The organism is Streptomyces sp. NPDC008150 (genome assembly GCF_042956945.1).
Taxonomy (GTDB): domain Bacteria; phylum Actinomycetota; class Actinomycetes; order Streptomycetales; family Streptomycetaceae; genus Streptomyces.
In genome coordinates this window covers 345,681-363,616 of sequence record NZ_JBIBHJ010000007.1, presented here as the reverse complement: position 1 = coordinate 363,616, position 17,936 = coordinate 345,681, and the positions used below count along the sequence as shown (strand labels likewise).

Genomic DNA, 17,936 nt, shown 5'->3' with positions numbered 1-17,936 from the left:
CCAGCCTCGCCGTCCTCATCCGCCCCAGTGCACGAACGGCGCCCACACGTACGGGGACAGCCCCGAGGCGCGGGCCGCGCACACCGCCGTGTGCAGGGCCCCGGCGGCGCGGCCGGGGTCGGTGGCACCGCGGTAGAAGTGGGCGGCCACCCGGGCCGCCGTTCCGTCGCGCACCGGCCACTGCGTGGCCACCACCTGCCGGAAACCGGCCGCGAGGAACGCACCGGCCAGGTGGGCCGCCTCGTCGGCGAGGTCGAGGCGGCCGGTCGCGGTCTGGCAGGCGGACAGGAAGGCGAGTTCGCGTCTGCCCGGCGGGAGCGCCGCGAGGTCGGCCGGGGTGAGCAGCCGGTGGGCCGGCAGCAGGTCGTACGGGAGCAGCCCGGTGGCGTCGCCGTCGTCGGACAGCACGTCCTGGCGGGCGTGCCCGGCGAAGTGGAACCAGGAGTGTTCGGGCAGTTCGCGCAGGATGCGGGAGCGGGTGGCGGCCGGGCCGGTCAGGTCCGTGCCGTGGGGCCGGACGCCGCGGACCGCGGCGACCTCGGCGGCGGCGTGCGGCAGTGGTTCGACGCCGGGCGTCGCGGGGGCGACGGCCAGCAGCCGGGCGGGGCCGTCCGCCGCGGCGGGCGCCGCGTCCCTCGCCCCCGCCGCGGCGATCCCGGGCGTGTACGACGACACCACGTGGTCGAGCACGCACTCGACGGGCCCGGGTCCGCCCGCGCCCCGGTCGAAGGGGTGGGTGCCCGCCGCGTGCAGCGGAAAGAAACCGAGCAGTCCCGTGGGGCACCACCGCACGTGCGGCAGCGGTCGGCCCGGCGGGTGCGGTCCGGCGAGGCCGAGACCGTGCAGCACCGGCGACATCGTGCTGTGCCAGAGCCAGCGCAGGGTGGCGGGCAGGGTGGTGTGCTCGGCGAAGTACCGCTCGTCGTCCGTGGCTTGGTGATCGGCGAGGGTGCGCAGGGCGGACAGCAGCCGGGCGGCCTGCCGGACGAGGACGTCCTTGGTCACCGCGGGCAGCGGCAGGACACGGGTGCCTTCGCGGGTGACCAGGATCGCGTCGCAGCGGTAGCGGCCCGCGTTGAGCACGACGACGGTTCGGTCGCCGAGGCCGGCGAGCAGGTCCCGGTGGCTCGGCCCGCGCAAGAAGCCCGTGAAACCGGGGAGTTGGCGGATCGTCGCCAGGAGCTCGGTCCGTTCGCGCTCCCACTCGCCGCGCTGCGCGTAGGGCACGGACGCCGCGTCCGCGTCGTACAGCCGGCCGCTGAGCCACCGGAACCGCTCGGCGGCGCGCGGCAGATGGCGGGCGAGATCGTCGAAGACCGTGGTGTGGTCCCTGCTGCGGTCGGCGAGCAGGAGCCGGCCGCGTTCGAGGAACTCCAGGGCGCGGTCCGGCCGTTCGGCGTTCAGCGCGCAGCCCGCCGCGTCGGAGGCGGCGCCGAAGAACGCGGCGGCCGCGCTCTCCCGGGAACGCCGGTCGAGCACCGGTGCCGCCGCCTCCTCCAGCGCGGTGAGCGCTCGGTCGTAGGCGTCGGTGGCACGCGCCCAGTCGCCGTCGGCCGCCTCGGCGGCGGCCCAGGCGACGCAGGTACTGGCCCGGGCGGCCGCCGGCAGCGGCTCGTTCGTGGTGGCGAGGTCGCGCAGGACGGTGGCCCGGTCGCGCCGTGCGGCCGGGTCCGGGCGGCGCGCGTCGCGCACCCGGAGACAGTCGGCGAGGTTGCCGACGACCGTGGGGAACGCGGCGTGGCGGCGGGGCCAGCGCGCGTGCACCTCCCGGAGCAGCCTCTCGCCCTCGGCCAGCGCGCCCTCCCCCGCGTCGTCGGCCTCGACGCGCTGCACGAGGACCCTGCCGAGGTTCATCAGGGTGCGGTCGCGGTCGAAGTCGTCCAGTTCGTAGGTGGCCAGGACCCTTCGGTGGTCGGCCTCGGCCGCGCGCAACAGGGCCGTGTCGCCCGTCACTTCGTACAGGGCGGTGCGGGCGACGGCGAGGTTGCCCATCAGCAGGGAGAGGGACGCGTCCGCCCCGGTCGCCGCCGCGAGGGCGGCCTCGGACGCCTCCAGTGCCTCCTCCAGGTCGGCGCGCGCGGGCTTGGTGTCGACCCGTTTGCGCGTCGTCCGGTAGCGGTCGATCAGGGCGCTGCCGAGGTGGGTGAGCACGACCTGGCGGAAGGGGTCGCCCTCGACCGCGGTCTCCTCCGCCCGCCGGAAGCAGCCGATCGCCTGGTCGAGGCAGCCGAGGTCGCCGGTGAACCGGTGCCGGGCGAGCAGGGTCATGCCCAGCCCGTTGTGGACGACGCCGTAGTCGATGTCGTCCGGCGTCATCGCGCCGACGGCGGCCCGCAGATCCTCCTCCGAGGCGGCGAGCAGGTGCGGATCGGCGTGGTGGGCATGGTGGTCGCGGCGCAGTGAGCCGCGGCTCTGGAGGAGTCCGGCACGGTCGCGGTGGCCGGCCGGCAGCAGGTCGAGCGCCTCGCCGAAGGCGAGGTCGCCCGCCTCGAAGTCCGCCGCGCGACCGGTGGTCCGGGCCGTCTGGTGCAGGATCTTGCCCCGCTGCGGCAGGTACAGGGCCCGCTCCTCGACTCCGGCGGCGTGCGCCAGAGCGACGTCGACCGCTTCGAGCGCCTGGTCGAGCAGGGCCTTTCCGCCGGTACGGCTCTGCTGCTCCAGCAGGACGACCGCCGCCTGGTGGGCGACCGCGCCGTAGGCGGGGTCGCCCGGATCCGCGCCCCGGTACGCCGACAGCGCGAGGTCGAGCGCGTCGGCGAGGCGGTTGCCGCCCCACCCGTTCTGGTACTGGGCGCGCAGGGTGTTGGCGAGCAGCGCGGTCAGCGCACCGCGGTGCGGCCCGTCCGGTCCCGCGATGCGCAGCGCTTCGCGGCAGACCTCCTCGGCCTCGGTCAGGTCGGCGGGCCGGTTCGTCGCCTCGTGGCGATCGCCCAGCGCCGCGGCGAGGTTGTGCCGGTGGACGAGTGCGAACTCGCCCGCGGGAGTGTCCCGAACGGCGATGCGCAGCAGGTCGACGGCCTCGTCGAGGAGGCGCGGGCCACCGTCCGCCCGACCCGACAGGCGGCGCAGCACCCGGCCCAACTCGCCTGCCGCGGCGGGTCCCAGGACCTGGTCGTCGGACAACAGGGCTTTGGCACACCGCAGTTCGCGGACGGCCTGGTCCAGGGCCGCGGGGTCACCGTCGCTCACGAACGTCTCGTGCAGGCGGACACCGCGCAGCAGGGCGGCGGCTCCCTCGTCGGGCGGAAGGTCCGGAACGTCACTCACCCCGTCCGTCCCCGCTCCACATGTCGAAGGGCAACTCGTCTCCGTGGTACCAGAGTTGACTGTCCGGACCGGAGAGCTTCACCTGTGTGTCGCGGACGAAGTCGCGCAGTGCGGCGTGGCAGTTGGTGCGCCACGCCCACAGGAAGTCGATCATGTCGTCGACCAGGTGCACGAACCGCTCCTCGGGCCCGCCGCCCCGGAACCGGTCCAGGAATCGCTCCTCGGCCGCGGGATCGTCCAACTGCTGGAACCACATGACCGCGTTGAGGCTCAGCATCTGCCCGATCAGGTTGATCAGGGCGACGATGTTCTCCGGGCTCTCGGGCTTGCCGGTGGCGAACAGGATGGCCCGGTAGTAGTCGGAGAGCAGTTCGGGGATGTCCCGCGGGGCGGTGACCGCCGCCGGCGGCGGCGCGAGGAGATGGCGGTCGATGGAGACCGCGAGGTGGTCCGCCCACTCGCGCTCGCGGAACCCGAGAACGAGCCCGGGACCGTCGACCGCGGTCATCCACGTCCCGTTCGGGGACCTCAACAGCCGTGTACGGCTGATGCGTTCGGGCGCGTAGGAGCCGTAGACGCGACGCTTGCGGACGATCAGCAGGCGGCGCGTGGTGACCGCGGCGAGGCGGCTGTCGAACACCTCCTCCGCCACGAGGGTGCGGATGTGCTCACCCTCTGCGAGGGCGTCCAGCAGTACTTCCTGGTTGACGCCCAGGAGTTTGCCCGCGCCGCGCCGGGACCCGTTGGCAAGCAGGCGCAGCAGACGCTCGTCCGGTTCCTCGGTGGTTCTGAGCATGCCGGTGCCTCACTCCTCCTCGGCGCGCGCGAGCGCCTGGAAGGCGCGCCTGCGCTGACGGATCAGGACCCCGGGCGCGTGGGCCACGCCCAGCGCCTCGTAGATCCGGTTGGTGATCGCGAAGCCGAGGGCGAAGACCCCGGAGCGCGTGTTCGTGCCGTAGTGGGCCGGCGTCAGCTCCTCGGCCCAGCCGGTCACCCGGTAGCCGCGGGCGCCCCCGACGGGCCGCACCCGCATGACCAGGACGCCGCCCTTGCTCCGCACCCGCCAGGTCGCCTCGCGGCCGTCGTTCTCGGCGGCGACGGTGCCGCGGCCCAGTGCGCGCGCCGCCAGCGGCCGGGTGGCCCGTCCGGCGACGGCGACGATGGTGTCGAGCGGCAGATCCACGTCGACGTGTTCCGGAGTGCTGATCCGGGTGCCCAGCGATTTCTGCCAGGCGATGCCGCCGACGAAGACCGCCAGCAGCACGAGCACGACAAGTGAGAAGCCCACGGCCGGACCCGTTCCTTTCCCCCCGCCCGGCGCCGCGTGGTCGCGGACCGGGTCAACCGACGTTCGAGGTCCCCAGGTTCCTCAAAAATCGCCCGTCCGGGGTGTCGGATCCGTACGATCTCTTCGTCACATCTGTACATGTTTCCGGCGGGCCGGGGGTGGGCCGTGGCGTTCCGCGGCGACGAGCGCGAGCGGGTCCGCTCGGCGCTGGCCGCGTGCCGGACCGCTCTCGCCGCGAGCGGCGGACGGGCCAGTGACAGCGCCATCGGCAAGGCCCTCGGCTACCACCACGAGACCGTCCGCAAGTGGATCGGCGCGGAGCGCAGGCCGGAGCCGCTGTTCGTGCGCTCGCTCGCGGAGCTGGCAGGGCTCGACCCCGCGCGGGTCCTGGCCGACATCGGCTGGCTGCCGCCGCGCGAGGAGGGGCCGGGGAGCGGGGCCGAGCCGTTCCCGCCCGCCGTGCTCACCGCGCTGACGGCGCTCGGCGCACTGGACGGCCTGGAGGACAGGCTGCGGACGCTGCCCTCCGCGCCGCCCCGGCCCGCGCCCGTCCGGGCCGCCGAGGCGGTACTCGCCCAGGGGCCGTCGGCCGGCCGTTTCCGGGTCGCCCTCACCCACGTGCGGTCGGGGGAGGTGTATCCGGCGTCGTCCTCGCTGCTGGCCGAGTTCGAGCCCGCGGCGGACGCCCGGCCGCTCTCCGCGCCGGAACTCGCGGCCCGCGCCCTCGCCGCCGGACTGCCCGACGCGGGTACGGAGGCCGCCCGGACGGGCGGGAACGGCGGACCGGACGCGCCGGGTCCGCCGAAGCCCGCCCGCACCGCGAACGGCACCGCGAACGGCACCGCGACCGCGGTCGGCCCGACGGCCACCGCCGCGCCGGTGTCCGGGTCCTTGTCCGCCGAGGAGCACGCCCGGTTCGGCGCGGAACTGCGGCTGGTCACCGCGGGTGCGCTGCGTGCCGCCGGGGAGTGGAGCTGGCAGGGCGAGCCCGGCACCAGCCTGTGGCGCGGGACCGCGCGCCGCTGGCCCGCGCATCTGCTGGTGCAGAACGACCGTACGGGCCTCGCCCGGCCCGCCGTCTCCCCGCGGCCGTTGCCCTCGCCCCGCCCGATGGTCGTCGTCGGCGCGGTCTGGTCCGTCGCCTACGCCGCCGCCCTCCTCGCGGAGGCGCTGGGCTGGGAACACGTCCCGGTCAGCTCGGCCAGCGCGGTCGACCGGGGCCGCGTCGTGCACAGCGACCCGCTGGACCGCAGGACCGGGCGGCTGCGCGGCTGGGCCGTGGTCGCCCGGCATCTCGCGGACCGCCATCGCGCGCACGATCCGTGGCCCGCGGTCGTCGTGGTCAAGCCCTACGTCTTCGACGCGGAAGGCCCGTACGCGGACGGTCTGCTGAGCCTGCTGCGCGACACCCCGGCCCGCATCGTGTACGCCCGCCCCGCCCGCGCGTACGTCGACTGGTGGGAGGCCCGGCGGGACCTCACCGCCCTCGGCGGAACCCCCGGCCCGCGCTGGGCGGCCGGGACCTGGCAGGCACTGGAACGGGTGGAGGACGTGCTGCGCGAGCGCCGTCGGCACGCCGGCGTCCCCGCGGACAGCGACCTGCTCCTGGAGCTGCCCGAACCCGACGAGCCGCCCCGGGCACGACGGGCGGCGTGGCCGGGACAACTGATGGACGATCAGTTCCGTATCTGCTGGAGGGTCCTCGAATGGCTGGACCAGGTCGCCAACCGCGGTCGCGCCTCGCTGCTGCGCGATCTTCGCCCGTCCCCGGTCGCCGACAACGCGGGTCTGCTGCGCTTCGATCAGCGGGTGCGGGAACTGCCGGCCCGCTGACGCGGTGGCGTCGGCGCCCACAGTTCGTCGTCGCCGTCCTCCGGACCCACCCGCACGGTCACACTCATGTCTGCCTCCCAGACGTCGGCTCCATGGTTGCGGGGACCGGTGCGGCCCGGCATCGCGGCGGCCCCACGAGGCGTCGGACCACCGGGGCGCCGACCGCCCCGCGCCTCCGCCGGGCGGCACCGGCCGCCGGGCCGCGGAGCGGCGGCCCGCCCTGTACCGGGCCGCCGCCGCCGGTCCCCCGTCGCGTCCTCACGCTAGGGCCGCGCCGGCCGGCCGGCGCGCGGCCTTGCGCGGCACCGCCGTGGCCGCAATAAAGCGGGCCCCGGCCACGGCTCGCGCCGACCGCGGCCGGCCGCCGCACCCCGCCCGCGAACCGGACCACCCGGCCGGTGCGCCGCCGGTGGCCCACCGCACCGCGTGGCTGCTGAGGGTCAACCGCCTGTACGGGCGGGCCGACGAGTGGACCCGGGGGTACGCCTTCGCCCGCGCGTTCCCCGGCGGGTCCTGGCCCCTGCCGGCGGACCCGAGCCGGGTCTCGCGCTGGGAGACGGCGCGGACGGACGTTCCGTACGGAGCGGTCGTGCGGTACGAGGAGCTGCTGGGTCTGGCTCCCGGGCTGCTCACCTCCGCGATCGACACCGTCAACCGGTACGTCACCCCTGCCCCCGGCCCGCTGCTGTCCCGGCCGGGCCCGGACGGCGGGCCCCCCGGGCAGCGCACCGCCGACCTGCTCGACGCGGTCACCAGCCGCACGGTGGTGGCCGCCGCGGACTGGGACGACCTGACCGCGACGCTCACCGCCCGGCCGGGTCTGTGGCTGCGCCCCGGCGACTGGTACACGCTGTGCGAACGGCTGCTGACCGAGACCGTGATCTCGGACGGCACCGGCTGGAAACAGCGGTTCGAGGCGTTCAGCCGGCTGCTGCACCACCCTGCCGCCCAGCGGCACGCGATCGCCGCCTGCGCGGACGCGGCGCACGTCCCGGACGCCCAGGCGCTCGTCGAGACGGTCTGCCTGCTCGACACCAGCGCGCACGCCGACGCGGCACACCACGTCCTCGCGCAACTGCGCGACCCCGTCAACGACGACGCGTTCCACGGCGCGCTCCTCGCGTGCGTCCGCAAACTGGCGCACGGGCACTTCACCCCCGAGCAGGCGGGAGCCGTCTCCGCGGTCTGCGCCGACCTGCTGCACGACACCTCCGTGCGCTACGACGACGCCCGCGCGCTGGCGGCCGTGCTGCTCGGCTCGGTGGCCCCCGAGGACCTCGTGCCGTCGGCCCACGCGGCACTGCGCCGCGGGCTGCCGGGCACCGGCGGCCCGCCACCCGTGCCCGCCGACCCGTGGCTGGTGCGGCGCGTCGCGGACGCGACCGTGGCCGCGCTGCCCCGGGAGATCCCCCGCTTCGAGGACGCCGTGCTGCCCGTGCTGGTGCGGGAGGTGCTCTACGCCCCGGTCTCCGACGTCCGGATGCACGCGGCCCTGCTGCTCGCCGCCACCCCGTACCGGGCACCACTGGCGAGGGCGCTGAAGACCGAGGTCGTCCGCTCCCCCGGAACCCGGCTGCTGCTGCGCCTGCTCACCGCGCTGCGCAACCTCGGCGCGGACACCGAACGCCCGTGGGCGGAACGCCTCGTGCTGCACCCGCTGACCCCGGCGCCGGTCGCGGGCGCCGCCGCGCAGGCGCTCGGTCATCTCGGCGGGCGGAGCGACGACACGTTCTGGACGGCGGCGATCGCACGGCACACCCCGTTGCCCGGTTCAACGAACCGGGCGGGCGTCCATGTGCTGCGTGGCCTGGTGTACGCGCTGGGGATGAGCGGCGACACCGTGCGCCTGGCCGGCCTAGCGGGCTCGCGGGCGCAGCCCGACGAGGTGCGGGCGCCCGCACGCTGGTGGGGCCGCGTCCCGGCCCACCTGCGCTTCGGCGCCCCCGACCGGCCCGACGGGTGCCCACCGGACTGACGGGCGCGGTGCCGGGCGCGCGCGGTGCCGGACGGACGCGGCGCCGGACGGACCCAGTGCCCGGCGGGCGCGGCGCCGGGCGAACGCGGCGCCGGGCGAACGCGGTGCCGGGCGAACGCGGTGCCGGACGGGCGCGGGCCAGGGCGAGCGCGGCGTCGGCGGACGCGGCGCCGAACGAACCCAGCGCTGGCGGACGCAGTGCCGGACCCGTGCGGTGCCGGCCGGACCCACTGCCCGGCGGGCGCGGTGCCGGGCGAACGCGGCGCCGGACGAACCCAGTGCCCGGCGGGCGCGGTGCCGGACTGACCCAGTGCCAGACGGACCCAGCGCCGACGGACCCAGTGCCGGACGCGCGCGGTGCCGGACGCGCGCGGGCCCGGGTCCCGGCGGTCGGGCCGCCGCGTGCGCCGCCCCTCCCCCGTCCCCAGGCCCCCGTACCCAGGCCCCCGGCCCCGGGCCCCGTCCCGTTCCTCAGATGCCGTCCGGGTCCGCCCGGCTCAGTGCCGGCTTCGGGGTCGGGCCCGCCGTCATCAGGTAGTCGGCGGCCGAGGTGTCCGTGACCAGGCTCGTCACCAGGCCCGAGCGGAGCACCGCGTCGATCGCCGACGCCTTGCGCTGGCCGCCCGCGATGGCGACGACCTCGGGGATGCGGCGCAACTGGTCGGCCTTGACGGTGATGCAGCGCTCGCCGAGGTCCCGGCCCACCCGGCGGCCCTCGGTGTCGAAGAGGTGCGCGGACATCTCGGCGGCGACGCCGAGCGAGGCGTAGTGGGCCCGCTCCTCGTCGCTGAGCATGTCGTGCACCGTGGAGATGCCCGCCTCCCAGGAGCCGATGGAGACGCAGGCGACCGTGACCTTGTCGAAGTACTCGAAGGCCCGCGCGATGCCGGTCTGGTGCCGCAGCGCCATGGCGGTGGCCGCGTCCGGCAGCAGCATCGGCGCGTAGATGGGGTGCGCGTCGCCGCCGGACACCTGGGCGGCCCTGCGCACCGCCTCGACCGAGCCGCGCTCGGCGGTCCCGGCGTCGTACACACCGGTGAGCTGCACGACCGTGCAGGGCGGCAGCCGGTCCAGGGCGGCAGCCATGTGGATGGTGGACCGGCCCCAGGCCAGCCCCAGTACGTCCCCCTCGTTGACCAGCTCGCCGAGCAGGTCGGCGGCGACCTCCCCCAGGTTCTCCGGGTCGGGCGTCTCCTCGGCCTCGGCCGGCGACTCGACCACGACGGCGTGCCGGAGTCCGTAGCGGGCGCGCAGGGCGTCGGAGCGCTCGGCGTCCAGCTCGGCCGGGACGCGGATCTCGATGCGTACGAGGTCCCGTTCGAGCGCGGTCTCCAGGACCCGGGCCACCTTGAAGCGGCTGACGCCGAACTCCTCCGCGATCTGGATCTTGGACTTGCCCTCAAGGTAGAAGCGGCGGGCCATGGCCGCCGCCTGCACCAGCTCAGCGGGTCCCATGCGCGTGGCTGACCGGCCCGCCGACATACCCGACACGGCGATCTCCTCACTGCTGTTCACACTCTGGATTCGCCGTTCATCCTTGCAGATACGGCGTACTTGATCAGCCCGGAAGGGCGCCGTTCACGTTCCCTTGGCTCAGTGGCCGCATGCCCACGACGCGTTCGCCGTGGCAGCCTCCGCCCGGGTGCGCAGGGCACGGACCGCCTCGGCGGGGTCGGCGGCGCCGTACACCGCGGAACCGGCGACGAAGACGTCCGCCCCGGCCTCGGCGCACCGCTCGACCGTCTCGGCCGAGACACCGCCGTCGACCTGGAGCCACAGCTCAAGGCCGTGCTTCTTGATGAGTTCACGGCTGCGGCGGATCTTCGGCAGCATGATGTCGAGGAACGCCTGCCCGCCGAACCCGGGCTCCACCGTCATGATCAGCAGCATGTCCAGCTCGGGCAGCAGGTCCTCGTACGGCTCGATGGGCGTCGCCGGCCGCAGCGCCATCGACGCGCGGGCGCCCTTGGCGCGGATCTCCCGGGCCAGCCGCACGGGGGCGGCGGCGGCCTCCACGTGGAAGGTGACCGAACCCGCGCCCGCCTCGACGTACTGCGGAGCCCACCGATCGGGCTGCTCGATCATCAGGTGGCAGTCCAGCGGGGTGTCCGTCGCCCGCGCCAGGGACTCTACGATCGGCACCCCGAGCGTGAGGTTCGGGACGAAGTGGTTGTCCATGACGTCGACGTGGAGCCAGTCGGCTCCCTGCACCGCCCGTGCCTCGTCGGCGAGGCGGGAGAAGTCGGCGGAGAGGATGCTGGGGTTGATCTGCGCGGCCATGTCCCCAGCCTGCCATGTCCGGGCCCGGTTGTTCGCCCCGGTCCCGGAAGGCGGACAGGGCCCGTGCCCGGCGGCCCGCCCGGGAGGCGGTGCGGAGGGACCGGCTCCGCCCCCGGGGCTGAGGTCCGGTGGGCTCCCGGTCACCCGGTGCGGCGGATCAGGGCCAGGTACATCGCGTCGGTGCCGTGCAGGTGGGGCCAGAGCTGGACGTCGGGACCGTCGCCGAGTGCCGGGACGCCGGGCAGCAGCGGCCGGGCGTCGACGAGTTCCGTCATCGGGAACTCCTTGAGCAGGTCCGCGACCACGGCCCGGGTCTCCGCGAGGTGCGGCGAGCAGGTCGCGTAGCCGACGACGCCCCCGACCCGTACGGACTCCAGCGCGGTGCGCAGCAGACCCCGCTGGAGCGGGGCGAAGGACTCCAGGTCCTCGGGACGGCGGCGCCAGCGCGCCTCGGGCCGCCGGCGCAGGGCGCCCAGTCCGGTGCAGGGCACGTCCATCAGCACCCGGTCGAAGGTGCCGGGCCGCCACGGCGGGCGGGTTCCGTCGGCGGCGATCACCTGGCAGGGGCCGGGGTTCCCGGCGACGGCACGGGCGACGAGCCTGGCCCGGTGGGGCTGCTTCTCGGAGGCGAGCAGCACCGCGCCGCGTTCGGCGGCCAGCGCGGCGAGCAGCGCGGCCTTGCCGCCGGGGCCCGCGCAGCCGTCGAGCCACTTGGTGTCGGAGCCCTCCACGGGGGCGTTGGCGAGGGCGAGGGCGACGAGCTGGCTGCCCTCGTCCTGCACACCGGCCCGGTTGTCGCGGACGGCCTCGACCGCGCCGGGCTCGCCGCCGTCCGCGAGCCGCACGGCGTACGGCGACCAGCGGCCGGGCTCGGCGGCCTCGACCCGGAGCAGTTCGTCGGTGGTGGACCGGCCGGGCCGGGCGACGAGGGTGACCTCGGGCCGCTCGTTGTCCGCGGCGAGCAGTTCCTCGATCCCGGCGCGGGGCCCGCCCAGCGAGTCCCACAGCGCGGAGACGACCCAGCGGGGGTGCGAGTGCGCGACGGCGAGGTGGTCCTCGGGGTCCTCGTCGTAGGCCGGGGCGACCTTCTCCACCCAGCCGTCGAGGTCGTGCTGGGCGATCTTGCGGAGCACGGCGTTGACGAACTTGGCTCGTCCGTCGCCGAGCACGACCCGGGCCAGCTCCACCGAGGCGGACACGGCGGCGTGCGTCGGGATGCGGGTGCCGAGCAGCTGGTGCGCGCCGAGGGACAGCACGTCCAGCACCGGCGGGTCCACCTCGCGCAGCGGCCGGTCGACACAGGCGGCGACGACGGCGTCGTACGTGCCCTGGTGGCGCAGCGTCCCGTAGACCAGCTCGGTGGCGAGGGCGGCGTCCCGGGCGTCGAAGCCCTCCTTCGCCCGCGCCTTGCGCAGCAGCGGCGGCAGGACGAGGTTCGCGTACGCGTCCCTCTCGTCCACGGCCCGCAGCACCTCGAAGGCGAGGAAGCGGACGGGGTCCTTCTTGGGCCGGCGGTAGGGCTTGGCCGGCTTGGCGGTCTTGCCGCGACGGGGCTGGTCGCTCACGAAAAAGGTGCTCCGGATTTCTGGACGGGACGTGCTCTCAGCGTACGTCGCACCGCGCGCGGGGGATGCCGCGGTGGGGAGCCGCCCGCCCCGGGGCCCGGCGCCGGCCCCGGGGCGGCTGGCGGGACGACGGCCCGGCGGCCCGCCGGGGGAAGCGCGACGCGCAGGCGGTCCGGGCAGGGCGGGACGGCACGCGCGTGCCGCCTGCGCGTCGACCGCGCTGCCCGGCACGTCGACCGTTCACGGCCGCCCGCGGGGGACGCCGCGGCGGGGAGCCGCCCGCCCCGGCGCCCGGCCCCGGCCCCTGGGCGGAGGCGGGACGACGGCCCGGCGGCCCGGCTGCCCGTCGGGGGAAGCGCGACGCGGAGGCGGTCCGGGCAGGGCGGGACGGCACGCGCGTGCCGCCTGCGCGTCGACCGCGCTGCCCGGCACGTCGACCGTTCACGGACCCGCGCCGACGCCACGCACACCGCACCGATCACGGACCGGCCCGGCCCGCCGCCGAACTCGCCTGACGGCGGCGGGAGTTGCTCCTGCCGTCGCGGGACTTCCGGGCCCCTGACCCGTCAGCCGCCCAGCGTCTCCCCCTCGCCGATCCGGACCCCCCGGGCCCAGTCCGCCGCGCGCATCGGCTTCTTGCCCTGCGCCTGCACCCACAGGAGTTCCACGGCGTACGAACCGGTGCCCACGTGCACGCTGTTCTTTCCGACGGAGAGCTGCCCCGGCGCGAGGTCGGCGCGGTCGGGCACCGGCACCGCCTGGATCAGCTTCAGCCGCTCGTCCCGGAAGACGGTCCAGGCACCGGGGGCGGGGGTGCAGCCGCGGACGACGCGGTCCACGCGCAGGGCCGGGGCCGCCCAGTCGATCCGGGCGTCCTCCACGGTGATCTTGGGGGCGAGACTGACGCCCTCGGCCGGCTGCGGCACGGCCTTGAGGGTGCCGTCCTCGATACCGTCCATGGTCGCGACGAGCAGCCCCGAACCGGCGAAGGCGAGCCTGGTCAGCAGGTCGCCGGCGGTGTCGGTGGGCCGGACGGACTCGGTGACCGTGCCGTAGACGGGGCCGGAGTCGAGGCCCTCCTCGATGAGGAACGTGGAGGCGCCGGTCATCTCGTCCCCGGCCATCACGGCGTGCTGCACGGGGGCCGCGCCGCGCCAGGCGGGCAGCAGGGAGAAGTGCAGGTTGACCCAGCCCCGGGCGGGCACGTCGAGGGCGACCCGCGGCAGCAGCGCGCCGTACGCGACGACGGGGCAGCAGTCGGGGGCGATCTCGCGCAGCCGCTCCAGGAACTCCGGGTCGCGCGGTTTCGCGGGCTTGAGCACCTCGATGCCGTTCTCCTCCGCCCGCTCGGCGACGGGGCTCGCGACCAGCCTGCGCCCGCGGCCGGCAGGCGCGTCGGGCCGCGTGACGACGGCGGCCACCTCGTGCCGCCCGGAGGCGATCAGGGCGTCCAGGGCGGGGACGGCGACCTCGGGGGTACCGGCGAAGACGAGCTTCATGGGTGGGTGCGGGCCTCTCGGTGGGCGGCGGGTGCGAGCAGCGCACCAGTCTATGGCGGGGGACCGGAGGTCACCGGGGGCGGGCACCGAACGCATCTACGACGCGGCGGCCGGCCACCGGACGCCCTGTCGCGACCGCCCCGTCACGCCCCGGTGGGGCGCGCGGCGCGCACCGGCTCGCACAGGGGCGTACGCATATGCCCCCGCGCCCCGTAAGCGTGACCAGACCCGCACAAAGGCGTTGGTCAAGGAAGAGTTGACCACAACCGGGCCGCGCACGCGGCCCCGTCCTTTTCAACGCCGGTTCGAGAGGCTTGTTCATGGCCGACCACGCAACCCACGACGCCCAGGCACGGGCCAGCCTGCACCTGCTGGTGCGGGACATCGAGCGGGTCCGCCGGCAGGTGGACGCCCTGCGCACGCTCACCGCCCAGCTGGGCAACGTCTACCGCCCGCGCCGCTCCGGTCCCTCCACGGGCTTCGTCGTCTACGGACGCGCCCCCGCCCCGACCGTCCGTCTAGCGCAGGAACTGCGGGACAGCGTCGAGACCCTGGTCACGGCGGCCGTGGACTTCGACCGGTCGCTCGGCTTCTCGTGGGACGCGGTGGGCTCCGCGCTCGGTGTCACCAAGCAGGCGGTGCACCGCCGGTACGGCGCCCGCCGGGCCACCGCCGCGACCACCGGGGCCGACACCGACCACACGACGGAACCGTCGGGCACCCGCACGGTCGACGTCGCCCCGGGACTGCCGGTGGTACCGACCGTCCCCGCGGCCCGTTCCATGCCGACGCAGCCGACGTCGGGCAGCCCGGCCCTGCGGGAGGAGCCCCGCCCGACGGCGTTCCCCGGCCCGCGCAACGGCTGACCCGCCCCACCGACGGACGGGCGGGTCCCCCGCGCCCTCGAACAGCGCGGGGGACCCGCCCGCCGCGATGCCCGGTCCCAACTTCATTACTGCGCCGTCGAGTTGAAGAACGGCGGCGGCAAGCGGGCGGACAGCAAGGCGACTTGCACGGGGCACCCGAAGCGCCCGCCCCAACCCCGGTGCGCGTCCCGGACGTTCACCGCGCGGCACCGACAACTAACACGCGGCCCGGGACGATCCCCCGACGGACACCCAAGGCGTGGCCGGTCCACCCGGCAATCTCCCGGCCACCCTCGGAACGTTGCCTCCGGCCCCCGGACGCCTCCCGGGACATTCACCGCGCGGTACCGGAACACCGCGCTGGGCACCGGCCCCACAGCCCGGGAACAACCCCGCCCACACGGCCCGGGACCGAGCCCCGAAACCCGACCGCGCGGCACCCCGGACGGGGCCCCAAGGGCAGGTCGCCCGACACTCCCCGCACTCCCGGACACCCTCGTGACGTCCGCCTCAAGTCCCCCGGACACCTCCCAGGACATTCACCGCGCGGCACCGAAACACCAGCGCTGGGCACCCGCCCCACAGCCCAGGAACAGCCTCGCCCACACGGCCCAGGAACAACCACACGGCCCGGGACCGAGCCCCGAAACCCGACCGAGCGGCACCCCGGACGGGCCCCCAAGGGCCCGGTCGCCCGACGCTCCCCGCGCTCCCGGACACCCTCGTGACGTCCGCCTCAAGTCCCCCGGACACCTCCCAGGACATTCGCTACGCGGCACCGAAACACCAGCGCTGGGCACCCGCCCCACAGCCCAGGAAACAGCCCCGCCCACACGGCCCAGGAACAACCACACGGCCCGGGACGGGGCCTCAAGGGCCGGTCGCCCGACACACCCCGCGCTCTCGTGACGTCCACCCCGAGCCCCCGAAACGCTTGGTCCCACACCCCGAACACCCCCCACGGCACACAGCCCGGAGACGACCGTGCTGCCCCGTACACCCCGTGCATCGCCTCGGCCGGCGGGCAGGCCGCACTTCGCTGCGGACAGGTGTCCACCCGAGCCCCGACCGCGCCCCCGGCCACCGCGCCCCCGGCCGAGTCCCCCGCCCCCGCCGGCCCGAGGCGCCCTCACCCGATGTCGGGCGGATCCATCCGCAGCCGCACCGGCTCGGCGCTCCCCCGTGCCGTCCGGGCCGCCTGCGCGGCCTTCAGCGCTGACGCCAGGACCGCGCCCCTGCCCGGCGGTACGCGGATCAGCGCGCGCTCCCACTCCTCCCCCGGCGGCGGGGCTCCCGGGCGTCGCGAGGCGCCCGCCGGCTGGACGCGCGTGACCGGTACCGGGACGGGGCCCAACACCTCGGCCTCCGGCGGCAGTTCGACCGTGGCGAGGAAGTCCGCGACGGCGGCCGGCGGGCCCGCCACGGCCGCCATGCGGGACACGGGCGGGAACCCCAGCTCGGCCCGCTCCGCCAGTTCCCGCACCGCGTGGCCGACGGGGTCCCAGCGCACCAGCGCCTGCACGGGACGCAGCGTCGGCTCGGCGACCACGACCACCGTGCCGCCCTCGGACTGGCCGCGCACCAGCGCCGCCGCGTCCAGCCAGCGCCGCAGCGCCTCCTCCCCCGCGCGCAGGTCGGGCCGGCCCAGCAGGGCCCAGCCGTCCAGGAGCAGGGCGGCGGCGTAACCACCCTCGGCGACCGGCTCGGCGCCCGGGGTGCTGACGACGAGCGCGGGCGTACCCGGGACGGTGTCGAGCACCTGTTCGCGGCCCGAGGTGCGCACCGGTACCGCGGGGAACGCGCGGCCCAGTTCCTCCGCGGTCCTGCGCGCGCCGACGATCTGGGCGCGCAGCTTGGTCGCACCGCACTCGGGACAGCGCCAGGCGGTCTCCTCGCGGGCACACCAGGCGCAGCGCAGCGCCCCGGTGTCCTGGGCCTCCAGCGGCCCGGCACAGTGCCGGCACCGGGCGGCCTCGCGGCAGCGGACGCAGGCCATCCGCGGGACGTACCCGCGCCGGGGCACCTGGACGAGGACCGGGCCGTGGCGCAGCCGCTCGCGGGCGACCTGCCAGGCGAGCGAGGGCAGCCGGGCAACGCGGGCGGCCTCGTCGCGGGCCAGGTCGCCGTCGCCCACCGTGCGGACGAGCGGCGCAGCCCTGCGGACCTCCTCGCGGCTCGCGGCGAGGGGGCGGGCCCAGCCGCTGTCGACGAGCTGGGCGGCCTCGACCGAACAGCTCCAACTGCCCAGCAGAAAGGCGCACTTGTCTTGCGCGGCACGCAGCAGCAGGACGTCGCGGGCGTGCGGCTGCGGGGCGTGCGGTTCGCTGTGGCTGCCGTCGGCGTCGTCCCAGATCGCGAGCAGGCCGAGGTCGCGGACGGGCGCGAACATCGCGGCGCGGGTGCCGACGACCGCGCGCACCGCCCCGCGCCGCACGGCGAGCCACTCCCGGTAGCGCTTCTCGGGGCCGGCGTCGGCGGTGAGCAGGGCGTGGCGGCCGGGGCCGAGCAGCGCGGTGAGCGAGGCGTCGACGCGGGCGGCGACCCGGCCGTCGGGGACGACGACGAGGGCACCGCGTCCGGAGGCGAGGGTGGCGGCGACCGCGCGGGCGAGTTCGTCGCTCCAGGCGGGGCCGGGCAGGGCGGTCCACACGGCGCGGGGGGCGCCTCCGGAGGCGAGGGCCTCGACGAACGCGGGCCCCTGGTCGTACCGGGCCCAGGTCCCGGCGTCGGGGGCGGACGGCGGGGGCAGCGGGTCGGGCGAGGGGCGCTGCTCGGCGCGGGCGTTGCGCGGCGGCACGGCGAGCTGGAGCACGTCGGCGAGGCTGCCGGCGTACCGGTCGGCCACCGAGCGGGCCAGGTCGAGCAGTTCGGTGCCGAGGACCGGCTCGGGCGAGACGACCTGGGCGAGGGCGGCGAGCGGACCGTCGTAGTCGGACTCGGCCCGGCGCTCGATCAGGAAGCCGTCGATGAGGCCGCCGCCCTCGCGCCGCCCCTCGCGCACCCGGTGCCGCCCGGCGCCGAACCGTACGCGCACGCGCACGCCGGGCTGCGCGTCGGCGTCCAGTTCCTCGGGCACCGCGTAGTCGAAGTACCGGTCGAGGTGGAGGACGCCCTTGTCGACGAGCACCCGGGCGACGGGCAGCTCCTTGGCGAGCGCGGCGCCGCGCCAGGTGCGCGGCTTGGCCCGCGGTGTCTTCGCCTGCCGCACGCTCTCCCGGATCAGCGCGAGCTGCTCGGGCGGCGCCCCGTCCCCGCCCCCGCCGTCCGCCCCGCCGTTCTCGCTGCTCACGCCTGCATTCTTACCAAACCCCACCGACACGTGACGGCCGCCGGTCGCGCGGGACCGCGAACGCGGCGACGCCC

11 protein-coding genes are annotated in these 17,936 nt (G+C 76.2%); 3 read left to right on the top strand and 8 right to left on the bottom strand.

Features of this window, described 5'->3' with window-relative positions:
• Window positions 1–15: 15 nt before the first annotated feature.
• From ACFZA0_RS20100 to ACFZA0_RS20090, 3 genes are read right to left on the bottom strand one after another with little or no spacing between them, the layout of a single operon-like run.
• Window positions 16–3,267, bottom strand: a complete 3,252-nt coding sequence (locus ACFZA0_RS20100) for a CHAT domain-containing protein (RefSeq protein ID WP_391018469.1) — start codon at window positions 3,265–3,267, stop codon at window positions 16–18.
• Window positions 3,260–4,063 (bottom strand): hypothetical protein, encoded by an 804-nt coding sequence (locus ACFZA0_RS20095; protein ID WP_391018467.1) that lies wholly within the window; start codon window positions 4,061–4,063, stop codon window positions 3,260–3,262. Before ACFZA0_RS20095 ends, ACFZA0_RS20100 begins: the two co-directional genes overlap by 8 nt.
• A 9-nt stretch (window positions 4,064–4,072) precedes the next feature.
• Window positions 4,073–4,555: a hypothetical protein gene (locus tag ACFZA0_RS20090; RefSeq protein ID WP_391018465.1), complete on the bottom strand. Its 483-nt coding sequence runs from the start codon at window positions 4,553–4,555 to the stop codon at window positions 4,073–4,075.
• Between the two features lie 165 nt (window positions 4,556–4,720).
• On the opposite strand from ACFZA0_RS20090, the gene ACFZA0_RS20085 reads away from it, so the two are divergent.
• Both ACFZA0_RS20085 and ACFZA0_RS20080 read left to right on the top strand, forming a co-directional pair.
• On the top strand, window positions 4,721–6,388 hold the full coding sequence (locus ACFZA0_RS20085) for a hypothetical protein (protein ID WP_391018462.1): 1,668 nt from the start codon (window positions 4,721–4,723) through the stop codon (window positions 6,386–6,388).
• 409 nt (window positions 6,389–6,797) lie between these two features.
• Window positions 6,798–8,363, top strand: a complete 1,566-nt coding sequence (locus tag ACFZA0_RS20080) for an XRE family transcriptional regulator (protein ID WP_391018459.1) — start codon at window positions 6,798–6,800, stop codon at window positions 8,361–8,363.
• 471 nt (window positions 8,364–8,834) lie between these two features.
• Here ACFZA0_RS20080 and ACFZA0_RS20075 read toward each other — a convergent pair whose 3' ends face one another.
• The 4 genes from ACFZA0_RS20075 to fmt form a co-directional block, all read right to left on the bottom strand.
• Window positions 8,835–9,878, bottom strand: a complete 1,044-nt coding sequence (locus tag ACFZA0_RS20075) for a sugar-binding domain-containing protein (RefSeq protein ID WP_391018457.1) — start codon at window positions 9,876–9,878, stop codon at window positions 8,835–8,837.
• A gap of 78 nt (window positions 9,879–9,956) precedes the next feature.
• Window positions 9,957–10,643: a ribulose-phosphate 3-epimerase gene (rpe, locus tag ACFZA0_RS20070; RefSeq protein WP_391018454.1), complete on the bottom strand. Its 687-nt coding sequence runs from the start codon at window positions 10,641–10,643 to the stop codon at window positions 9,957–9,959.
• A gap of 140 nt (window positions 10,644–10,783) precedes the next feature.
• Window positions 10,784–12,208 (bottom strand): transcription antitermination factor NusB, encoded by a 1,425-nt coding sequence (locus ACFZA0_RS20065; protein WP_391018450.1) that lies wholly within the window; start codon window positions 12,206–12,208, stop codon window positions 10,784–10,786.
• Between the two features lie 566 nt (window positions 12,209–12,774).
• Window positions 12,775–13,707, bottom strand: a complete 933-nt coding sequence (gene fmt, locus ACFZA0_RS20060) for a methionyl-tRNA formyltransferase (protein WP_391018447.1) — start codon at window positions 13,705–13,707, stop codon at window positions 12,775–12,777.
• Between the two features lie 320 nt (window positions 13,708–14,027).
• Between fmt and ACFZA0_RS20055 the strand changes: the two genes are divergently transcribed.
• Window positions 14,028–14,573: a hypothetical protein gene (locus tag ACFZA0_RS20055; protein WP_391018445.1), complete on the top strand. Its 546-nt coding sequence runs from the start codon at window positions 14,028–14,030 to the stop codon at window positions 14,571–14,573.
• Window positions 14,574–15,702: 1,129 nt separating this feature from the next.
• Here ACFZA0_RS20055 and ACFZA0_RS20050 read toward each other — a convergent pair.
• Window positions 15,703–17,862 carry a primosomal protein N' gene (locus tag ACFZA0_RS20050; protein WP_391018442.1) on the bottom strand — a complete coding sequence of 720 codons (2,160 nt, stop codon included), beginning with the start codon at window positions 17,860–17,862 and terminating at the stop codon, window positions 15,703–15,705.
• Window positions 17,863–17,936 lie beyond the last annotated feature (74 nt).

Bases quoted from the DNA above. Each gene is read 5' to 3' on its own strand.
- ACFZA0_RS20095 (WP_391018467.1), bottom strand. From the start codon at position 4,063: ATGCTCAGAACCACCGAGGAACCGGACGAGCGTCTGCTGCGCCTGCTT.
- rpe (WP_391018454.1), bottom strand. From the start codon at position 10,643: ATGGCCGCGCAGATCAACCCCAGCATCCTCTCCGCCGACTTCTCCCGC.
- fmt (WP_391018447.1), bottom strand. From the start codon at position 13,707: ATGAAGCTCGTCTTCGCCGGTACCCCCGAGGTCGCCGTCCCCGCCCTG.
- ACFZA0_RS20055 (WP_391018445.1), top strand. From the start codon at position 14,028: ATGGCCGACCACGCAACCCACGACGCCCAGGCACGGGCCAGCCTGCAC.